The organism is Sporosarcina sp. FSL K6-3457 (assembly GCF_038007285.1).
GTDB lineage: Bacteria > Bacillota > Bacilli > Bacillales_A > Planococcaceae > Sporosarcina.
The window spans coordinates 2,931,705-2,949,629 of the sequence record NZ_JBBOWX010000001.1; the positions used below are offsets into that span (position 1 = coordinate 2,931,705).

A 17,925-nucleotide genomic window follows, 5' to 3' on the forward strand; every position below is an offset into this window, starting at 1 on the left:
AACTGCACACGTAATAAGAGATTCTACATTCTATCGAAAATACCTTTATTTGATAACTATAGGAAGAATCTTTTGTTAACAGTATGAATAATTCAACTACTATTGTACACTAAGAGACAACGATGTTATTGGGAAAGGAAGTTGCAAAATGAGTGAAACTGTTAAAAAAGAGATATTTTCTTGGATACAATCCATATTGTTTGCGTTTGCCATTGTTTTCGTCTGTTACCAGTTTTTATTTGTCCCGACGAAAGTGCTAGGTGAATCTATGTTGCCGACATTCGAAGACAACGATCGTGTTGTTGTCAGTAAAATAAGCACCATTGATAGGTTCGATATGATTGTTTTTCATGCACCTAATGCAAATGATAAATACATTAAAAGAGTTATCGGAGTACCCGGGGATCGCATTGAAATGATTGATGATCGATTGCATATTAACGGGAAAGTGTATGACGAACCCTATGTGAAGCGTATTGATGGCGATCCTATCACAGATCGGATCACTGGCAACTTCACATTAGCAGAAATTACAGGGCAAGAGGAAGTACCTGAAGGCGCTTTCTTTGTACTTGGCGACCATCGTTTAAAGAGTAATGACAGTCGATATTTCGGTTTCATTTATGATGAGGCTGTCATTGGTGAAGTAAAGTTGCGTGTTTATCCCTTCACAGAAATTAGTATACCAAAATAAAGTATAGTGACTATACCATATCTCCACAAAAAATAATCCACCCGAGTCTCGAAACTCAAGGGTGGATTATTTCTTTTTGATATCCTCTGGAGAATAACTTACTTCAGCAAATTAATTTGTCATTTTCATTTGGACCGGGAAAATCCCTTCGATTTCCGCCTTCATTTGCTGTTCTTCGCCTTCCAGTAGCAAATGAACCGTGCCAGAATCCGCAGACGTACGGATCAGACGCCCTGCGCCCTGGCGCAATCTAAGCAGCATGAATGGTAAGTCCACCTCACGGAAGGGATCCTTCGCATGCTGACGTCTTGCATCGAATAATGGATCCGAGGGTGGTAACGGTAAGTCATAAATAATAACTCGCGTCAACGCATCTTGTGGAATATCTAAACCTTCCCATAAGTGGTATGAGCAAAGAACCGGTACTTGCTTCTGCTGGAACTCACGAACAATGGAAGATAGCTCCCGCTCTCCTTCAAAAGCAATACGCTCTTTCCAGTCAGCAGGTACTTGATCTTTGAATTGATGCATCGCCCGTTCTGACTTGAACAAGATAAGTGTTTGCTCCCCATCTTCTAGTAGCTCAAGCGCCCGTTGCGCTTTTCCTCCAACTTCAACATCCGTTGCAAAGACTTCCATTACTTCATCATAATCAAATGGCGATTCCACTGAAAATGATAGGAAGTCCTGAATACCTAGGCCGTCTGCCAAATAGGTAAACTGCTCACCAACTGACAGTGTGGCAGATGAAAAGACAATCGGCGTTTTGGATGAAAACAATTTTTCTCTTAAAATATCTGTCACTAGACGTGGCATGATGACGAGCGTCGATTCACCCTCGCGTTCTTCTAGCCAGTCCACCGCATCGTTTTGTGATGTAAACAATTCCATAGAATAGATGTATTGGTCCAAGTATTCTTCAACCATTTTCAAATCATATTCTGGAATAATAAACAATTCACCGTCAAAGACGAATTCTTCAAGAAGTGCAGTTGAAATCTGGACAGATTCTTTACCAATCGCCATCAATTCAGCTGTTTTTTCAATCGCTTTACGCTCATTATCCGTGTCGTCTGCTAATCTTTCGAGCAATGTAAAAAATGCTTCATGCGTATCAATCAGGCGTTCCATTAGCTGAAGCGTCTTCTCGCGAATACCATCTACCATAATTCGCTCAAGTAAGTTCAGTAACGTACTATTTTGCACTTCGTACGTCAATGCACGCTGCGCTGAATACTCCAGAAGATGCCCTTCATCGAACACAATCATTGAGGCTTCAGGAAGTAGTGGCAATTGCCCTTGACGTTTACGCGATTCCTTCGTCCAAATATGCTCCATATAGAAATCATGCGAACAAATAACCAATTCAACCGCTTCACGATAATGATTACGGTGAATCGTTTGCCCACAGCGATTACGGACGTCACAGGCAGCACATTGTTGGATTGGATGAAAATTCACTGTTTTCCATTGTTCATCACTTAAAGCTGGATAATCCGAACGTTCCCCATAAGGATGGATGGACTGCAAAGAAGCATTGCCATGGACAAAATCAGGAATACTATCTTCAATCCACTCAATATACTCTTCTGTCGACGTATTGCCCGTCTCCTCCAAGCGTTTCAAACACAAATATTGGTCACGAGATTTAGCAAGGCGTACATCGATGTCCAGTCCAAGTGCTTCACCGACTTTACGAATATCGCCATCTTCTTTGACAAGCTGGTCAATAAGCGTCTCATCCGCACACGAAATAAGCGCCGGCTTCCCTGTATAGCGCGCATAGGCAATTGCAGGCAGTAAATAAGCAATCGTCTTCCCTGTACCTACACCCGCTTCTGCAAATAGTACTTTCTTTTCTTTCAGCGCCTGTTCAATTTGAAAAGCCATATAGATCTGTTCATCGCGGCATTCAAATCCTTTTTCAGTCAAATCATCGTACAACGTATCCCCAATCCAATCATTCAACGACTCATAGAATGATTTTTCTTTGGATAAAGGGAATGGCATCTTACTTTTCATATGAAGCTCCTTCCAATTAACATGCAAAAGGAAGAGGGATTATCCTCTTCCCTATACGTTCCTTTATTGGCGTTGTCCCCAGAACTGATACAAATCAGTACGGATAAAGCCATTGAATAATTTTCTCTTTTTCGTAGTTCTTTTACCATACATCGTTTCAAAGTTTTCTAATGAAGACAGCATATACACGGACCAAGACGGATAGTCTTTCATAATACGGCCCAGTTCTTGCGTAATGTCTTCCGCTTCTTCAACCTCACCGAGTCGTTCTCCATATGGAGGATTACCAACCAACACGCCATTCAAACCAGCGAGGCTCAAATCCCTCACATCACACTGGTTGAAATTAATCAAATCCATAAATCCAGCCTCTGCCGCATTTTCCTGTGCTATTTTGATCATTCTCGGATCATAGTCAGAGCCCGTTATATCAACTGGTTGGTCATATTTGGCGATATCTTCTGCTTCTTCACGCACCTGATTCCAAATTCTTTTATTAACCCATGGCCATTGTTCAGCCGAAAAGTCACGATTGTAGCCAGGAGCAATGTTTTGCGCAATCATAGCCGCTTCAATCGCAATCGTACCTGAACCACAAAATGGATCAACGAAAGGGCGGTCTGGATTCCAGCGTGTCAATTTGACAAGTGCCGCCGCCATCGTTTCCTTCAACGGCGCATCCCCTTGTCCTACACGATAACCACGCTTGTGAAGGCCTGTCCCACTCGAGTCAATCGTCAGTGTCACTTTATCCTTCAAAATCGACACTTCTAATTTGAACAAAGGACCTGATTCATCCAAGAAACCGATTCGTTTATAAGCGATTTTCAATCGTTCAACAATCGCTTTTTTAACGATTGCCTGGCAATCCGGCACACTGTATAACGTCGATTTTACTGATTTCCCCGCAACCGGAAACGCTGCATCTACTGGTAAAAAACGTTCCCATGGAATCGCTTTTGTCTGTTCGAACAAATCATCAAACGTTGTTGCATGGAACTCGCCCGCTACAATGCGCACACGGTCCGCTACGCGCAGCCACATATTCGTTTTCGCAATCGCTAATGCATCACCCTGGAAATAAATCTTGCCATTTTCCGAAGTAGTTTGAAAACCTAGTGCCTTCACTTCGTCTGCAACAATGGATTCTAACCCCATTGCAGACGTCGCCACTAACTTAAATTCACTCATACCTAACCAACTCCAATTCTATTCCTTCAATTATTTCACTATCAGCTTCATTATTATCGTCTACGTTTAATGAGATTCTATTCGCTTCAATCCATCATCTAAAATCAAAAAGAAAAGCTCCCCATATTATATAGGAGAGCATTCGATGTAACAATAATACCATAGGAAATTCGATAAGCCATGTTTTGTTTCCCGTGTACTCAAACAGCTTGCGCCTCGTACTTAGGGTGGTAATCATCTATCTACAGACATTCGTCTGTCCCTTCGTCAGTTCATTTCCTTCGGAAGAGTGCCCCTACCATAATTTGGGTTTCTCACTCGTGGGGTTTACCGCGTTCCATCTGACCCGTTTCCGAATCAGCTACGTCACTGTGGCACTGTTCAGGGAACCTCATCCATATTAGATAAACAGCCGAAACTGTAAAAACTAACTTAGGATTTATTCCCGCCGTCAACACGCGATGCGTGAAGCCACGGCTTATTTTTTCGCCGAGCACGAACACTACGGTCATCTCAGAACCGTGTGAGCATGGACTTTCCTCTACAACTTAGGCGTTGCAGCGATTACCTAAATTACACTATGATAATGTTAGTATACAGTACTTTTTGTACATTTACAACATAGTTGTCAGCCATTTTTTATTCTTGATCAAAAAGCTTACTACCAAACACTTGCTTCTCTAGATTGGAGATACGTTTCAATATATCGAAATTCGTTGTGCCAGCACTTCCTGCCGCCGGACGCTTTTGCGCTTCTGCTAGTTCTTCTTTCATACGCGCATTTTCGGTACGCAATTCTGTAATCGTCTTTTTAAAAGCTTCATAATCGTGAATGACATCGTCAAGGAAAAGATCGACTTCCTCCTGTTGGTAACCACGAAGGCCCGTCTTGAATTCCTTTTCAAGAATTGTTTTTGAATCGAGTTTAGTATCCATGAAAAATCGCCCTTCCGTCTCTGTTTACATATCATTTAGTATAACATGACTTGGTCTTCCTTGTCTTACTTATTCTTCAGCAATGTCAGTAACTGCCATCCAATGTCGTATCATGCGATTGCCCGGGAAATAGTTTTCTTTTAATTCTTATTTCCCGTTTCGCAAAATCATTTCCTACTCGTTTCTGGAACGCCGCCGTCAAGTCAGTAGCTACTTGCACTAGCCATATCGCTTCTTGTGTAATATCTAATGCTTTCTTCAACTCTTTTAGCTTATGCTCGTAAAGCTTCGCTAATTCCTCCAACGCAACGATTCGTTCACGACCTGTCAAACCCGCTGCCGCAATTGAAAATGAAGCAACAGCATCCACATATTGCTGCTCCCTTTTCAGGATGAAACCAAAGTGAAAATGCGTCGCAGGATGATCGACACCGTACGTGGCAATAGCACTTGCAAAAACTTGTTTACTACGCTCATGTGACTTCAAATCCGCAAACCACTTGCCAATATTCGTATGCGTAATCGCTGACTCAGGCGTTTCCGTCTTCAACAGTAAATCCGTAGAACGAATATAGAGGGCGACAAGTGACAGGATGTCCCACTCGTTATGGACGAGTACCTTCATCAGAAGTTCCGCACGACCATTTTTTACAGCATCCTGATAAATAATCGGCGCCATATGCCCTGGGATATCTCCGTCACGCATGAATCCAAGTTTCTCTTCTTCAATAGCTGGCAATCTAAATGTACCCATTTCATCTTTCCAAATGCGTCTAGAGCCATGTAACAAATCAATCTGTGTATGTTCAAGCAACGGCGGAATTTCTTTACGATTCATTGTCCAGCGCGTTTCAAGCTGCGGGACATCAAAACTTTTACCGTTATACGTCACAAGGGTCGTCGATGTTTCCCATAATTTCGATGCATACAGAAACGCAGCTTCATGATCGGGTCCTGGTAGCACATATTGTGTTAGTTTAAAAGAGCTCGCTGTCTCAACGATAAATCCGAGAAGAAAAATGAGCGTTCCCGCTCCCTTTAAGCCTGTCGTTTCTGTATCGAAAAAAACGAGTGGCTTTGAAAAATCCGGTGACAAAGGATGCGCTTCACCAGATTTCTTCCACTCTTCCAATGTCGACTTCAATCCTGAAAGAACAATATCACCATGCTGATAATCCTTGGCATATTCCACAATACGTTTATAGACGATACCATGTTTGTTCACTTCTTTTGTCAGTCCTGCATCGAGCCACGCTTGTTCATAAGGCGGAGCTTGCGCCACCACTTTGACAGCCTCAGGCACCACTTTGCTATCTGTTTTTTTCAACATTTTCTTCATCTGCATCAGCTTTTGTTCATAGGACATGGCGTTGCCCTCCTGCTAGCTCCTGCAACAAAGAACCTACATCTTCTTTCATGCCTATCCCAGCCTCTTGCGCCCCGATACAAACAGGACATCCCGACGCACAACGACATGACGATACATGATCGGCCGCTCGATGCAATAATTCATCCCAACGATCAAATATTTTCTCACTCAGTCCAATACCGCCCGGATAACTATCGTAGATAAAAAAGGTCGGCTTGCCAGAATGGATAGCTTTCACCTGTGGCACAACGTGAATATCTGTCTTATCGCAACGTACAAACAGTGGGATGAACGACTGAATCGCATACGCTGCACCTGTCATCGCATCAGTTAAACCAGCACCCGTCCACCCTTCCGGAATATCAAAGGTATACCAGGTAGAGGATGTATGTAACTCTTCTGCCGGCAAAGATATGGGACCAGAGCCGATATTATCATGAGAATCAAATCGAATTTTTTTAAAAATAGTCGGAATCGCGAGCACGGCAATATCACCGTAAGCCGCCTCACGTTGTCCAAATGACTGCACTTGATCTTCATTCATCACCTTTAATTCTACTGCTAGATTAGCGTCGGTGAAGTAATCTACATCCACTTCAGTGACGTACGCTTTCTTTTCATCCCAATCGAGAATCTCGACCTGGAATTGCGTGCCTTGATGAATATAGATGGCTTCTTCGTGAAGCAATGTCATTGCACTGAAACGGTCCATCTCGCCGATGACTCGTGTGGCTTTCGGATGGGTTTTATCGATAATAACGACGTTTTCCTGAGACGCAGAACGTAAGCTTACTTCACTGGCCGGGAAACGTTCTGTCATCCAATGCCATGTGTCCGTTGTCTTGACGAGGACCCCTTCACTTTCAAGAAAAGCGAGTAATTCCTGTACTTCAAACTCTCCATAAGTTTCCGTCGATGAAAAAGGCAATTCAAATGAAGCACATTTCAGATGATCCATTAAAATGAACATATTATCTGGATGAATGCGTGCATCTTCGGGTGATTGACCTAACAAATAATCAGGATGTTCAATAATATATTGATCGAGTGCGACGGACTGGGCAACATAAATAATCAACGCCTCTTCCTGTCGCCTACCTGCGCGTCCTGCTTGTTGAAAAGCACTTGCAATATTTCCCGGGTAACCGGTCATAATGCATGCCTGCAATTGCCCAATATCAATGCCGAGTTCCAATGCATTCGTACTGACAACTGTGCGAATCGTTCCTTCACGCAATCCTTTTTCAATTTTCCGTCGTTCAGAAGGTAAATAGCCTCCCCGATAGCCCATCACTGTTTCATCGAACAGTTTTTTCTTCGTCAGTTCCTTCATATAAGTCACAAGCATTTCGACTCTTACTCTACTTTTCGCAAAAATAATCGTCTGAATGCCTTCCCGATATAAAAGTGCTGCGACATCTCGCACTTCCAGCACCGCACTTCTCCGAATACCAAACGTTGGATGAACAACGGGTGGATTATAAAATATAAAATGCTTTTTCCCCGCAGGTGCCCCGTTATTGGCAATCAACTGCATGTCGGTATTCGTTAACGACTCCGAAAGCTCCTGCGGATTGGCAATCGTCGCCGATGTGCAAATGAACACGGGATCACTACCATAATAGTGACAGATTCGTTTCAACCTACGCAGCACATGCGCAACATGACTTCCGAAAACTCCTTTATACGTATGTAGTTCATCAATGATAATATATTTCAGGTTCTCAAATAACGATACCCATTTCGTATGATGCGGCAAAATACCCGAATGCAACATATCCGGGTTCGTCAATACGATATGACCAGACTTTCTTACTTTAGAACGCAGTCCTGGCGCTGTATCGCCATCATAGGTATAACTCAGAATCGTTTCCTCACTTGCTTCGATTAATTCATGAAGATCTGCCAGTTGATCCTGCGCCAGTGCTTTTGTTGGGAATAAATAAATTGCACGCGATGACTCATCCTCCAAAATACTTTGCATGACAGGGAGATGATAACAGAGTGATTTCCCAGAAGCTGTCGGTGTAACCGCCGTAAACGATTCCCCCGCGGAAGCCAATTCAAATGCTTCCCGTTGGTGGCTGTATAGTCGATGAATCCCTTTGGACGCAAGTGCTTTGATAATCGACGGATGAAGCTCACTTGGAAATTCAGCATAGACCGCCTCTTTCCCAGCAATCGTTTTATAATGAGCCACATTCGGCGAAAAATCTGGATCCTGCCGTAACTTTTCCAACACTTCGTGAATAGCTGGCTGTTTTATCATAATCTACCCTCGTTGTTCGCAACTTCAATCGCATCCAAAATCGTTTTAAACGTATATTCCGCAGAATTGATGGATAACACGAAACGTTTTTTTCCTGTCTTCTGATAAAAGGACTGGACAATAAACTGCTTCATCGAATCATTTAAGGAGTCAATTTGAACGGGATGGACATATTTCGGCTTCACTGTCTTGATGAATTCAGACACTTCCACTGTCCATTCATCCAACAATGTATGATATTGATCGGCATATGGTTTTACCTCTATGAAAAAATCAGGCTCTCGATCGAGCTCCCGCATTTGTGCGTGGCGTTCAAAACATTCCCTGCAAACTGCAAGTAATTTTTCAGTTTTTTGTTGTAAATTCAACTTGGACCACCCTTTCCGGATACTTCTTTATATTTTAGCAGAAATGAGCATGTTGCACCATCTCGATTAAGAACGTGTATTCCTCTTACAAATTCAAGTTATGTTCAAATAGTGACATCACTCTTGAAATTCCGAATCAATATGACAACTGTCACTAGTGTCCGTTTAATAGGTGGTGTACATTAGCGGTAATTAGATAGATTGAACTAAGGAATCCCTTCCGATTTTCTTAGGCAGGTATTCATATATCCGACATTAAAATACGCATCATAAGAGGAGTCGTTTAATCATGACGAAGAAGATTGCTTGGATTACAGATACGGCCGCACAATTAGACGAGTCTTTTATCCAAAAACACAATGTACATATTTTACCGTTAAGTGTCGTATTTGATGAGGGCGCTTTTAAAGAAGGCGTTGATTTGACACAAGACGCGTTTTATAAAAAATTAAACATAGCTAAAAATCCGCCTAAAACGTCCCAGCCTGCCATTGGCGAAATGGTGGCTCTCTATGAAAGTTTACAGCAACAAGGCTATGATTGCGCCATTGCGTTGCATGTTTCTAGTGGCATGTCGGGTACATTTGGCAGTTCCCAATCAGCTGCACAAATGGTTGACTTTAAAGTCTATCCTATCGATTCAAAAATTGGTTCCTATCCAATGATTAAGATGATTGAGGCTGGCAATGAACTGATTACACAAGGTCATGATGTAGAAGAAGTTGTGACAGTCATCAATAAGATGACAAAAAATACCGAGCTAGCTTTCATACCTGTTAATCTAAAACAACTACATAAAAGCGGGCGTGTCTCTGGCACCCAAGCATTTTTAAGCAACTTACTAAACATCAAAATCATCATCACATTCGAAGACGGTAAGCCCGTGATGAAAGAAAAGGTCCGGGCTTATAAACGGGCTAGAAAAAATATTACCGATTTATTGCGTAGCGACATGGCAAAAGGCAACATTCCTGAAATCGCAGTGATTCACTGCAATAACACGACTGATGCGAGTTCATGGAGAGACGAGTTAGTGCAAGAATTTCCAAACTTAAAAATCCAAGTGCTCCCTCTTAGTGTGTGCGTTGGCGTTCATGCTGGTGAAGGTACGACTGGTTTAAGCTGGGTGAGGTACTAAATTCATTTGAATAAAGAAGTGATTTGAAGATCCATTTCAAATCACTTTTTTTATATAAAATTCATTCTACTCTTTTATAGCAAGATATTGCTTTAACACTGCTTGTATAATTTCTGCAAAGAGCGCAGAAATTATACAAACCCACCCCTTCGCTGTTCAGTCTGCAACTTTCCCTCGCCTAATCCGTCCAATTAATATGGTATGATAGTGAAATGCGAGGTGGTAGTTATGACAATACGCTACCCGAACGGTAAGAAATATGTACCCGTTCAGAAGAGTAGCTTGCCGAAAAAAATCAATCTGTCATTCAGCAACCGCGGAAAATCATTGGAAGATGAATTGAATGATACGAATGAATTCTATTTAAGCCACGGCATGGCTGTCATCCATAAAAAGCCCGTGCCCATTCAAGTCGTCAACGTCAATTATCCTGCTAGAAGTGCTGCTGTCATTACTGAAGCGTATTTCAGGACACCGTCTACAACAGACTTTAACGGAGTTTGGCAAGGGAACTATATTGATTTTGAAGCAAAGGAAACCAAAAGCGCAACATCTTTCCCACTCCAAAACATTCATGAGCATCAGGTCAATCACATGAAAAGTGTGGCAGAACAAGCTGGAATTGTCTTTTTCATCGTTAAATTCACTGCACTTGACCGCTATTTTATCATCCCTTATGATAGTTTCGAGAAATATTGGGAAAGAATGAAGACAGGCGGAAGAAAATCGATGACTTTGGCAGAGTTTGAGGATGTAGCTACGGAAGTATTACCCGGCTACAATCCAAGACTCGATTATTTACAAGCCATATCTTCCATTATAGCTAGATCGCGTGAAGCGAATGAAAGGTAGGAAGCAACATGAGTGATAATATAAATTCAAGAGCAGGACGAAAAAAAATAGAAGCGCAACGTACTAAAAAGCAAGACAAGACACCAAAAGGTATAATGAATATTATTAAAAAAATATTTTTAGTACTTGTACTGATTGGATTAGCAGGATTAATTGGCGGCGCAGGACTGTTTGCCTTTTACGCAAGTTCTGCCCCCGATCTCGATGAAAATCTATTAAAAGACCCTTTATCATCTGAATTGCTTGATATTAACGGCGATGTCTTTATGAAATCTGGTGTGGAAAAGCGGGAATTCGTCGCTTACAAGGACATTCCTGAACCGGTCAAAGATGCTATTTTAGCAACTGAGGATGTTCGGTTCTATAAACACCACGGAATGGACTTCTGGCGACTTGGCGGTGCAATCATCGCCAACTTTAGAAGTGGATTCGGTTCCCAGGGAGCGAGTACACTCACCCAGCAAGTCATTAAAAACTCTTTCCTAAAGGATGAAAAAACTTTAAAAAGGAAAGCGCAAGAAGCTTGGCTTGCCTTCCAACTTGAACGTAAGTATGAAAAAGAAGAAATCTTTGAAATGTACTTTAACAAAATCCTAATGGGTGGTAGCACTTATGGATTTGGAACAGCCTCTAAAGAAACGTATGGTAAAAGCTTGGATGAGCTTGAATTACATGAAATTGCTTTATTAGCTGGTACACCACAAAGTCCAAACGGCTACAATCCTTATAAAAATCCGGAACGGGCTGAAAAACGCCGTAATATCGTTTTGGGTCTCATGTATCAACATAAAAAAATAACAAAAGCGGAAATGGAAGCAGCGAAATTAATACCTGTAACGTCTACCCTGCTTTCTGAAGAAAAAAGACAGGTCAGCAAAACAAAATATCCTGCTTATGTCGACCTTGTCTTAGCTGAATTAGAAGAAAAAGGTATGACGCACTTACTTTCTGAAGGTGTAAAAATTCATACAGCATTAGACCCAAAAGCGCAACAATCTGTTGAAAACGCATTGAACACATCCGATTTATTTGAATCTGAGACAATGCAGGCCGGTATGACCGTTGTCGATTCTAAAACGAGTGCAATTGTGGCAATCGGCGGTGGGCGTAACTATTCAGGACTTGATTGGAACTTTGCCTCCGACCAGAAACGCCAACCAGGTTCTGTTATTAAGCCTATTCTGTCTTATGGCCCAGCGATAGAGAACTTTAGTTGGTCTACAGGGAATACGGTTGTTGACGAACCCTACAACTATAAAGGAACCAATACAGCAATACGGAATGTTGATGGAAAATACCTTGGGGCTATGACCATTCGAGAAGCATTATATAAATCACGGAATATCCCTGCGATAAAAGTATTCGAAGAAGTTGGTACTCAAAAAGCGGGCGCCTTCGCCAGAGATCTTGGACTTCCGTATGATAAATTAAATTCCTCCAACGCACTTGGCGGCGGTGAATATGATTTTTCGACAGTCCAAATGGCGGGAGCCTATTCCGCATTCGCGAATGGTGGTATTTATACGAAACCACATGCTATTCAGAAAATCACTTTTAGAGATGGTACAGCAGCACCTAACATAACACCAGAATCTGAAATCGTCATGAAAGATTCCACAGCCTATATGGTCACGGATATATTACGTGATGTATTGACGTCTGGAACAGGAACAAAAGCGAGTATTTCTGGCTTAGATATCGCTGGGAAAACAGGCACAACTAACTATCCATCTGAAATTATTCAGAAAAACGGATTAAAAAATACGGATGTGCCTGACTCATGGTTTGCCGGTTACACGACAAATTATACAATTGCTGTATGGGGCGGTTATGAAAAATATGCGACGCCAATTACAACATACGATAAAGGTAGATATGTCCCTCAAAATCTTTTCAAAATGGTTATGAGTGATATTTCCGCTGGGAAAGATACAGCGCGGTTCCAAAAACCGAACTCTGTCGAAGAAGCCACAATCGAATATGGTTCGAATCCCCTTGTTCTAGCTAGTAAGACAACACCAGATAGTTTGAAGCGCACAGAACTGTTTGTAAGAGGGACCGCACCAACGGAAATGGCTGAAGAGGAAATTCTTGAACTTGAGGCACCTACTAGTTTAACAGCTCAATACGATATTGATACCAACTCTATTGAATTAAACTGGGCTCATAACGCACCAGATACCGATTCGATTGATGGCGTGATTGAGTTCACAATCTTTGCGAATGTTGACGGTGGTGATATGCAAGAAATGACGACAACACAGGATGCATCATTCACATTTACTGGGGTTGAATCTGGTCGTACCTATGCATTCTCTGTGGTTGCTAAACTTGGTGAGCTGGAAAGCCCTCCGGCCACTACATCGCTTCAAATTGAAGAAGTAATCGAAGAAATTCCAGACTGGGATGAAGACGGTACCGATTTCGAAAATCCTGACGACGAATATTGGAATGACGAGAATAACAACGATTGGAATAATGGGAACAATAACGGAAATAATGGCGGTAACAACAATAATGGACATAATGATAACAACTGGAATAACGGAAATAACAATAATGAGAACAACGGCAATAACGGAGACGACACTAGTGGCACTCCTCCAGACAGTGGTTCAATAGATGAAGAAGGTTCTACAGGTACAGATGCCGCTCCAAGCGGTAGCGACGATGGAACCACTGATGACGGTACTCCCTAATACTTGACATATAGGAAAACCCCCAGATTTTGATGTCTGGGGGTTTTCCTATGTCTGAGCCTCAGATCATTTCTTCTGTATTGCGAGTCTTGCTACTTTCTTTTTCGTCTCTGTTATAAGAGCGTCTAATTGAACAAATGCATAGTGACTGGAAATCTTAGCTTTGACAAATTCGAAACGTTCCTCTCCGTTCAACGGAAGTAGAACAAAAATATTTTTCCCTTTACGATCATCAAAAGTCGTTCCTCCAAGTTCGAGCAATTCACTATAATTCGTAATAGCAGTCTTCATTAGCTCGACAGCTTGCCGATCTTTCTGCTCGTAAAGTGCTTCTATTTCATCGCGCACGAGTTGCCATTGTTCAAAATAAGGAAGGAATACCTCTTTGTCAAATCGATTATTATTACTTGGCATCAGCTTTCATCCTCTTCTTTCCTTCCCTGCATAATGGCAGGAGCGGGCAGACATTACATCCAGGGTTTTGCGCTTTACAATGGTATCTTCCAAAAAAAATAATTTGGTGGTGCGTATCTGTCCATTTGTCCATCGGTGTCCAGCGCATGATTTTTTCTTCAACGGCTAGTACAGAATCTTTCCATCTATTCATACCAAGTCGCTTTGCGACACGTTCTAGATGCGTATCAATGGCAATAGCAGGTATACCAAACGCATTCGACACAACAACGTTTGCAGTCTTTCGCCCGACACCTGGTAACGTCATCATCACATCCCGATTGGCAGGTACTTCCCCACCAAACTGATCAATGAGCATTTGACTAAGTGCTTGAATGTTTTTTGCCTTATTGCGGAATAACCCAATCGAACGAATATCCATCTGTAATTCCTCGACGTCAACCGCCAAATAATCTTCAGGTGTTTTATATTTTTTAAATAACTCCGCCGTCACTCGATTGACGAGAACATCCGTACATTGCGCTGACAGTAGCGTTGCAATCGTCAATTCAAAAGGATTATCATGGACCAGTTCACAATGTGCGTCTGGAAACATGATGCCAAATTGCTCAAGACACACTTCCCATTGTTTTTTTGTAAGCATGTACTCTCCCTCCTAATCTCGTTCTTCCAACCAATTATAGAAAGGGACACGTTTGACTGAAACTGTCTTTTGCTGCTGTTGTGCTGGACGAATACCGACAGTCCTGAACGACTTGGTTTGACGTTCAACATCAGACATGGTCCTCACATTTTTCTTTTTCCATTCGAAAAGAATCCGATCGATATAGCGAAGACTTATTTTTTGTGCAAGTACAGCTTCTTTCAATGCTGCACGGATAATGTCAACGCTATGCCCATCCTCATCAAGCCACATCGTAATGGATTCACATTCCATCGGTGATAGGAAACGTCCAAATTCTTGTTCAAATAGCGAAAAAATTTCCCCTTCAGCATTCTTCTGACTTTCTTTTTCAGCTTCATTTGCCGCAACGGCAACTTGCTCAAGCAATCGATTCCATAAAGGTTGCAAGGAGAATGTCTCATGCAATACGCCATTTTGATCTTTGTTTTGGGTAATTTGTAAAAAGCCATGTTGCATCAATCGTTGTAAAATCATCGATACTTCATTTTCATTCAAATGCATCCGACTTGCAAAATCCATCGGTGTTGGAAAGTGATTGCCCGCCGATGCGTAAGCAGTCATTTGCATAATCAACATCGCATCTACATCCTGAATACCTAGGCTTTTATAATACTGAAAAAAAAGCTGGGGAATAGTAACATTCCCCTGCTCAATCCAAATTCGGAGCCGTTCTTCGTGTTGCATTGTCCGAACTCCTTTCTTTTATATAAGGCGTTTAAGGGTATAATCTGTTCAATAGTCGTGGGAATGGAATCGTTTCACGTACATGTTCTACACCTGAAATCCAAGCGACTGTACGCTCTAAGCCAAGTCCAAAGCCAGAATGGGGAACAGCCCCGTATTTACACAAATCTAAGTACCAAGCGTACGCAGATTCATCTAGATTATGTTCTTTAATACGTTGTTTCATCAACTCATAGTCATGCACGCGCTCTGAACCGCCAATAATTTCGCCATAGCCTTCTGGTGCAATCATATCTGCACAAAGAACTACATCATCACGGTCTGGATGAGGCTGCATGTAAAACGGCTTAATGCCAATTGGGTAGTGTGTGATAAATACCGGCATATCAAAGCTTTCAGCAATCGCGGTTTCATGCGGTGCTCCAAAGTCATCTCCCCATGTAATGTCGTTAAAGCCATTATCATTAAGGAATTTGATAGCATCATCATACGAAATTCGGGGGAACGGTGCTTGAATTTTTTCAAGCTTGGACAAATCGCGGCCCAATCTTTCCAATTCAAGTGGACAATTTTGTAAGACAGATTGCACAACATGTGTGACATATTGCTCCTGTACTTCCAAGCTTTCCTCGAATTCAATGAATGCCATTTCTGGCTCTATCATCCAAAACTCAATCAAGTGACGACGTGTTTTTGACTTTTCTGCACGGAATGTTGGGCCGAATGAAAACACTTTTCCGAGTGCCATTGCCGCCGCTTCCATATAGAGCTGACCTGATTGGGACAGGAAGGCATCCTCATCAAAATACTTCGTTTGGAACAGTTCAGATGTCCCTTCTGGTGAAGAGCCTGTCAAAATTGGTGGATCGACTTTAACAAAACCATTCATATGGAAAAACTCATACGTTGCACGAATGACTTCGTCACGAATTTTCATAATGGCATGTTGCTTACGTGAACGGAGCCATATATGACGGTGATCCATTAAAAATTCTGTACCATGCTCCTTCGGTGTAATTGGGTAGTCCACTGCTTCATGGATGACTTCAATATCTTTCACTTGGAGTTCATAACCAAATGATGAACGCTCATCGACAGTAATTTCAGCAGTAATATACAGTGAGCTTTCTTGTGTAATCGATTTTGCTTTTGCAAAGATGTCTTCACCAACTACTTCTTTTACTACAACTCCTTGGACAAATCCTGAGCCATCACGTAATTGTAGGAACGCAATCTTTCCACTTGAACGTTTATTTGCAAGCCATCCACCAATACGTACTGTTTCACCTGCATGGTTTGGCATTTCATGTATCATAATTGTTTTCATAGGTACCTCCGAAAGTTAAACTTCTCTATTTTTTCTCACGGTGTCTAGCTCCAAGCGCCTTACGCTTTTCATTATTCTTTCCAGTTTGCTTCTACAAATGCATGAATACGTCGAATTGCTTCTTCTAGCAAATCAATTGATGTCGCATAGGATAGACGAATCGTGTCTGGGGAACCAAAACCAGATCCCGGAATCACGGCAACATTGGCTTTTTCCAGTAATGCCGCTGCAAAATCATCCACATTAGCAAACCCTGTTTTCGATACAGCTTCAGACACTTCCGGTAGCAGATAGAAGGCACCTTGTGGCTTAATCACATTAAATCCTGGAATCGCACATAGCTGCGGGTAAACTCGGTCTAACCGTGATTCAAAATCTTTACGCATCGTTTCAACAGTATCTTGTGGCCCCTTATACGCTTCGATTGCTCCATATTGGGATGTCGTTGTTGGGTTAGAAGTCGAATGACTTGCAAGATCCGTCATCGCCTTCACTATTTCTGCGTCTCCTGCAACATAGCCTATCCGCCACCCTGTCATCGAATGCGATTTAGACACACCATTAATGATAAGTGTTCGTTTTTTAGCATCATCCGACAATTGTGCGATTGAATGATGCTTTTCTTCACCATAGATCAATTTCTCATAAATCTCATCCGATACAATCCAAATATCCTTCTCTTGACAAACCTCAGCAATTTGCTGCAATTCCTCTTTCGAATAAATCATACCTGTTGGATTTCCTGGTGAATTAATAATAATAGCTTTTGTTTTGCTTGTAATCGCATCTCGAATCTGGTCGGCCGTCACTTTAAACTGCGCTGCTGGAGTCCCTTCGATATGTACAGGTACGCCACCCGCCAGCTTAACTTGTTCAGGGTAGCTGACCCAATAAGGTGTTGGAATAATGACTTCATCATCCGGATCAAGCATGACTTGGAACATCGTATATAAGACATGCTTTGCACCAATGCCAACCATGATTTCATTGCGCGCATAGCTTAAATTCTGGTCTTTTTGTAGTTTATCAATGATGGCATCCTTTAGTGCAAGAAGTCCACCAGCAGGCGTATACTTCGTTTTTCCTTCTTTCAGGGACCTATAAGCCGCTTCGATGATATTATCCGGTGTATTGTAATCTGGTTCTCCCGCACCGAGACCAATCACATCGATACCTGATTCTTTCATTTCTTTCGCTTTCGCCGTAATGGCAAGCGTAGTAGATGGTGAAAGTGTATTCACCCTAGATGCTAATCGTTTCGTCAACTGTATCGCTCC

Annotated in this window: 15 protein-coding genes and 1 other RNA gene; 4 read left to right on the forward strand and 12 right to left on the reverse strand. The window is 42.0% G+C overall.

Features of this window, described 5'->3' with window-relative positions:
* Positions 1-148: 148 nt before the first annotated feature.
* Positions 149-694 carry a signal peptidase I gene (lepB, locus tag N1I80_RS14510; RefSeq protein WP_340738570.1) on the forward strand — a complete coding sequence of 182 codons (546 nt, stop codon included), beginning with the start codon at positions 149-151 and terminating at the stop codon, positions 692-694.
* A gap of 111 nt (positions 695-805) precedes the next feature.
* On the opposite strand, the gene N1I80_RS14515 is transcribed toward lepB, so the two are convergent.
* The 7 genes from N1I80_RS14515 to N1I80_RS14545 all read right to left on the reverse strand — a co-directional run bounded on the left by N1I80_RS14515 (position 806) and on the right by N1I80_RS14545 (position 8,849).
* Positions 806-2,716 (reverse strand): ATP-dependent DNA helicase, encoded by a 1,911-nt coding sequence (locus N1I80_RS14515; RefSeq protein WP_340738571.1) that lies wholly within the window; start codon positions 2,714-2,716, stop codon positions 806-808.
* 63 nt (positions 2,717-2,779) lie between these two features.
* On the reverse strand, positions 2,780-3,907 hold the full coding sequence (locus tag N1I80_RS14520; protein WP_340738572.1) for a THUMP domain-containing class I SAM-dependent RNA methyltransferase: 1,128 nt from the start codon (positions 3,905-3,907) through the stop codon (positions 2,780-2,782).
* Between the two features lie 169 nt (positions 3,908-4,076).
* Positions 4,077-4,483: RNase P RNA component class B (gene rnpB / locus N1I80_RS14525), an RNA gene on the reverse strand.
* 63 nt (positions 4,484-4,546) lie between these two features.
* Positions 4,547-4,843, reverse strand: a complete 297-nt coding sequence (gene gpsB / locus N1I80_RS14530; RefSeq protein ID WP_340738573.1) for a cell division regulator GpsB — start codon at positions 4,841-4,843, stop codon at positions 4,547-4,549.
* A gap of 85 nt (positions 4,844-4,928) precedes the next feature.
* Positions 4,929-6,209, reverse strand: a complete 1,281-nt coding sequence (locus tag N1I80_RS14535; protein ID WP_340738574.1) for a ribonuclease H-like domain-containing protein — start codon at positions 6,207-6,209, stop codon at positions 4,929-4,931.
* Entirely contained in the window at positions 6,199-8,481 is a 2,283-nt protein-coding gene (locus N1I80_RS14540) for a DEAD/DEAH box helicase (RefSeq protein ID WP_340738575.1), read from the reverse strand. The genes N1I80_RS14535 and N1I80_RS14540 overlap by 11 nt, the downstream gene beginning before the upstream one ends.
* Positions 8,478-8,849 (reverse strand): YppE family protein, encoded by a 372-nt coding sequence (locus tag N1I80_RS14545; protein ID WP_340738576.1) that lies wholly within the window; start codon positions 8,847-8,849, stop codon positions 8,478-8,480. Before N1I80_RS14545 ends, N1I80_RS14540 begins: the two co-directional genes overlap by 4 nt.
* Positions 8,850-9,138: 289 nt before the next feature.
* Between N1I80_RS14545 and N1I80_RS14550 the strand changes: the two genes are divergently transcribed.
* The 3 genes from N1I80_RS14550 to N1I80_RS14560 all read left to right on the forward strand — a co-directional run bounded on the left by N1I80_RS14550 (position 9,139) and on the right by N1I80_RS14560 (position 13,538).
* Positions 9,139-9,987 (forward strand): DegV family protein, encoded by an 849-nt coding sequence (locus tag N1I80_RS14550; RefSeq protein ID WP_340738577.1) that lies wholly within the window; start codon positions 9,139-9,141, stop codon positions 9,985-9,987.
* Positions 9,988-10,215: 228 nt separating this feature from the next.
* On the forward strand, positions 10,216-10,839 hold the full coding sequence (recU, locus tag N1I80_RS14555) for a Holliday junction resolvase RecU (protein WP_340738578.1): 624 nt from the start codon (positions 10,216-10,218) through the stop codon (positions 10,837-10,839).
* Positions 10,840-10,847: 8 nt separating this feature from the next.
* On the forward strand, positions 10,848-13,538 hold the full coding sequence (locus N1I80_RS14560) for a PBP1A family penicillin-binding protein (protein ID WP_340738579.1): 2,691 nt from the start codon (positions 10,848-10,850) through the stop codon (positions 13,536-13,538).
* 66 nt (positions 13,539-13,604) lie between these two features.
* Here N1I80_RS14560 and N1I80_RS14565 read toward each other — a convergent pair whose 3' ends face one another.
* The 5 genes from N1I80_RS14565 to N1I80_RS14585 all read right to left on the reverse strand — a co-directional run bounded on the left by N1I80_RS14565 (position 13,605) and on the right by N1I80_RS14585 (position 17,913).
* On the reverse strand, positions 13,605-13,952 hold the full coding sequence (locus tag N1I80_RS14565) for a YpoC family protein (RefSeq protein ID WP_340738580.1): 348 nt from the start codon (positions 13,950-13,952) through the stop codon (positions 13,605-13,607).
* Entirely contained in the window at positions 13,942-14,595 is a 654-nt protein-coding gene (gene nth / locus N1I80_RS14570; protein WP_340738581.1) for an endonuclease III, read from the reverse strand. Before nth ends, N1I80_RS14565 begins: the two co-directional genes overlap by 11 nt.
* Before the next feature lie 12 nt (positions 14,596-14,607).
* Positions 14,608-15,321 carry a DnaD domain-containing protein gene (locus tag N1I80_RS14575; RefSeq protein ID WP_340738582.1) on the reverse strand — a complete coding sequence of 238 codons (714 nt, stop codon included), beginning with the start codon at positions 15,319-15,321 and terminating at the stop codon, positions 14,608-14,610.
* A gap of 31 nt (positions 15,322-15,352) precedes the next feature.
* The gene (gene asnS, locus N1I80_RS14580; RefSeq protein ID WP_340738583.1) at positions 15,353-16,648 is read right to left on the reverse strand and encodes an asparagine--tRNA ligase; all 1,296 of its coding nucleotides are present in this window, start codon (positions 16,646-16,648) and stop codon (positions 15,353-15,355) included.
* 71 nt (positions 16,649-16,719) lie between these two features.
* On the reverse strand, positions 16,720-17,913 hold the full coding sequence (locus N1I80_RS14585; RefSeq protein WP_340738584.1) for a pyridoxal phosphate-dependent aminotransferase: 1,194 nt from the start codon (positions 17,911-17,913) through the stop codon (positions 16,720-16,722).
* Positions 17,914-17,925 lie beyond the last annotated feature (12 nt).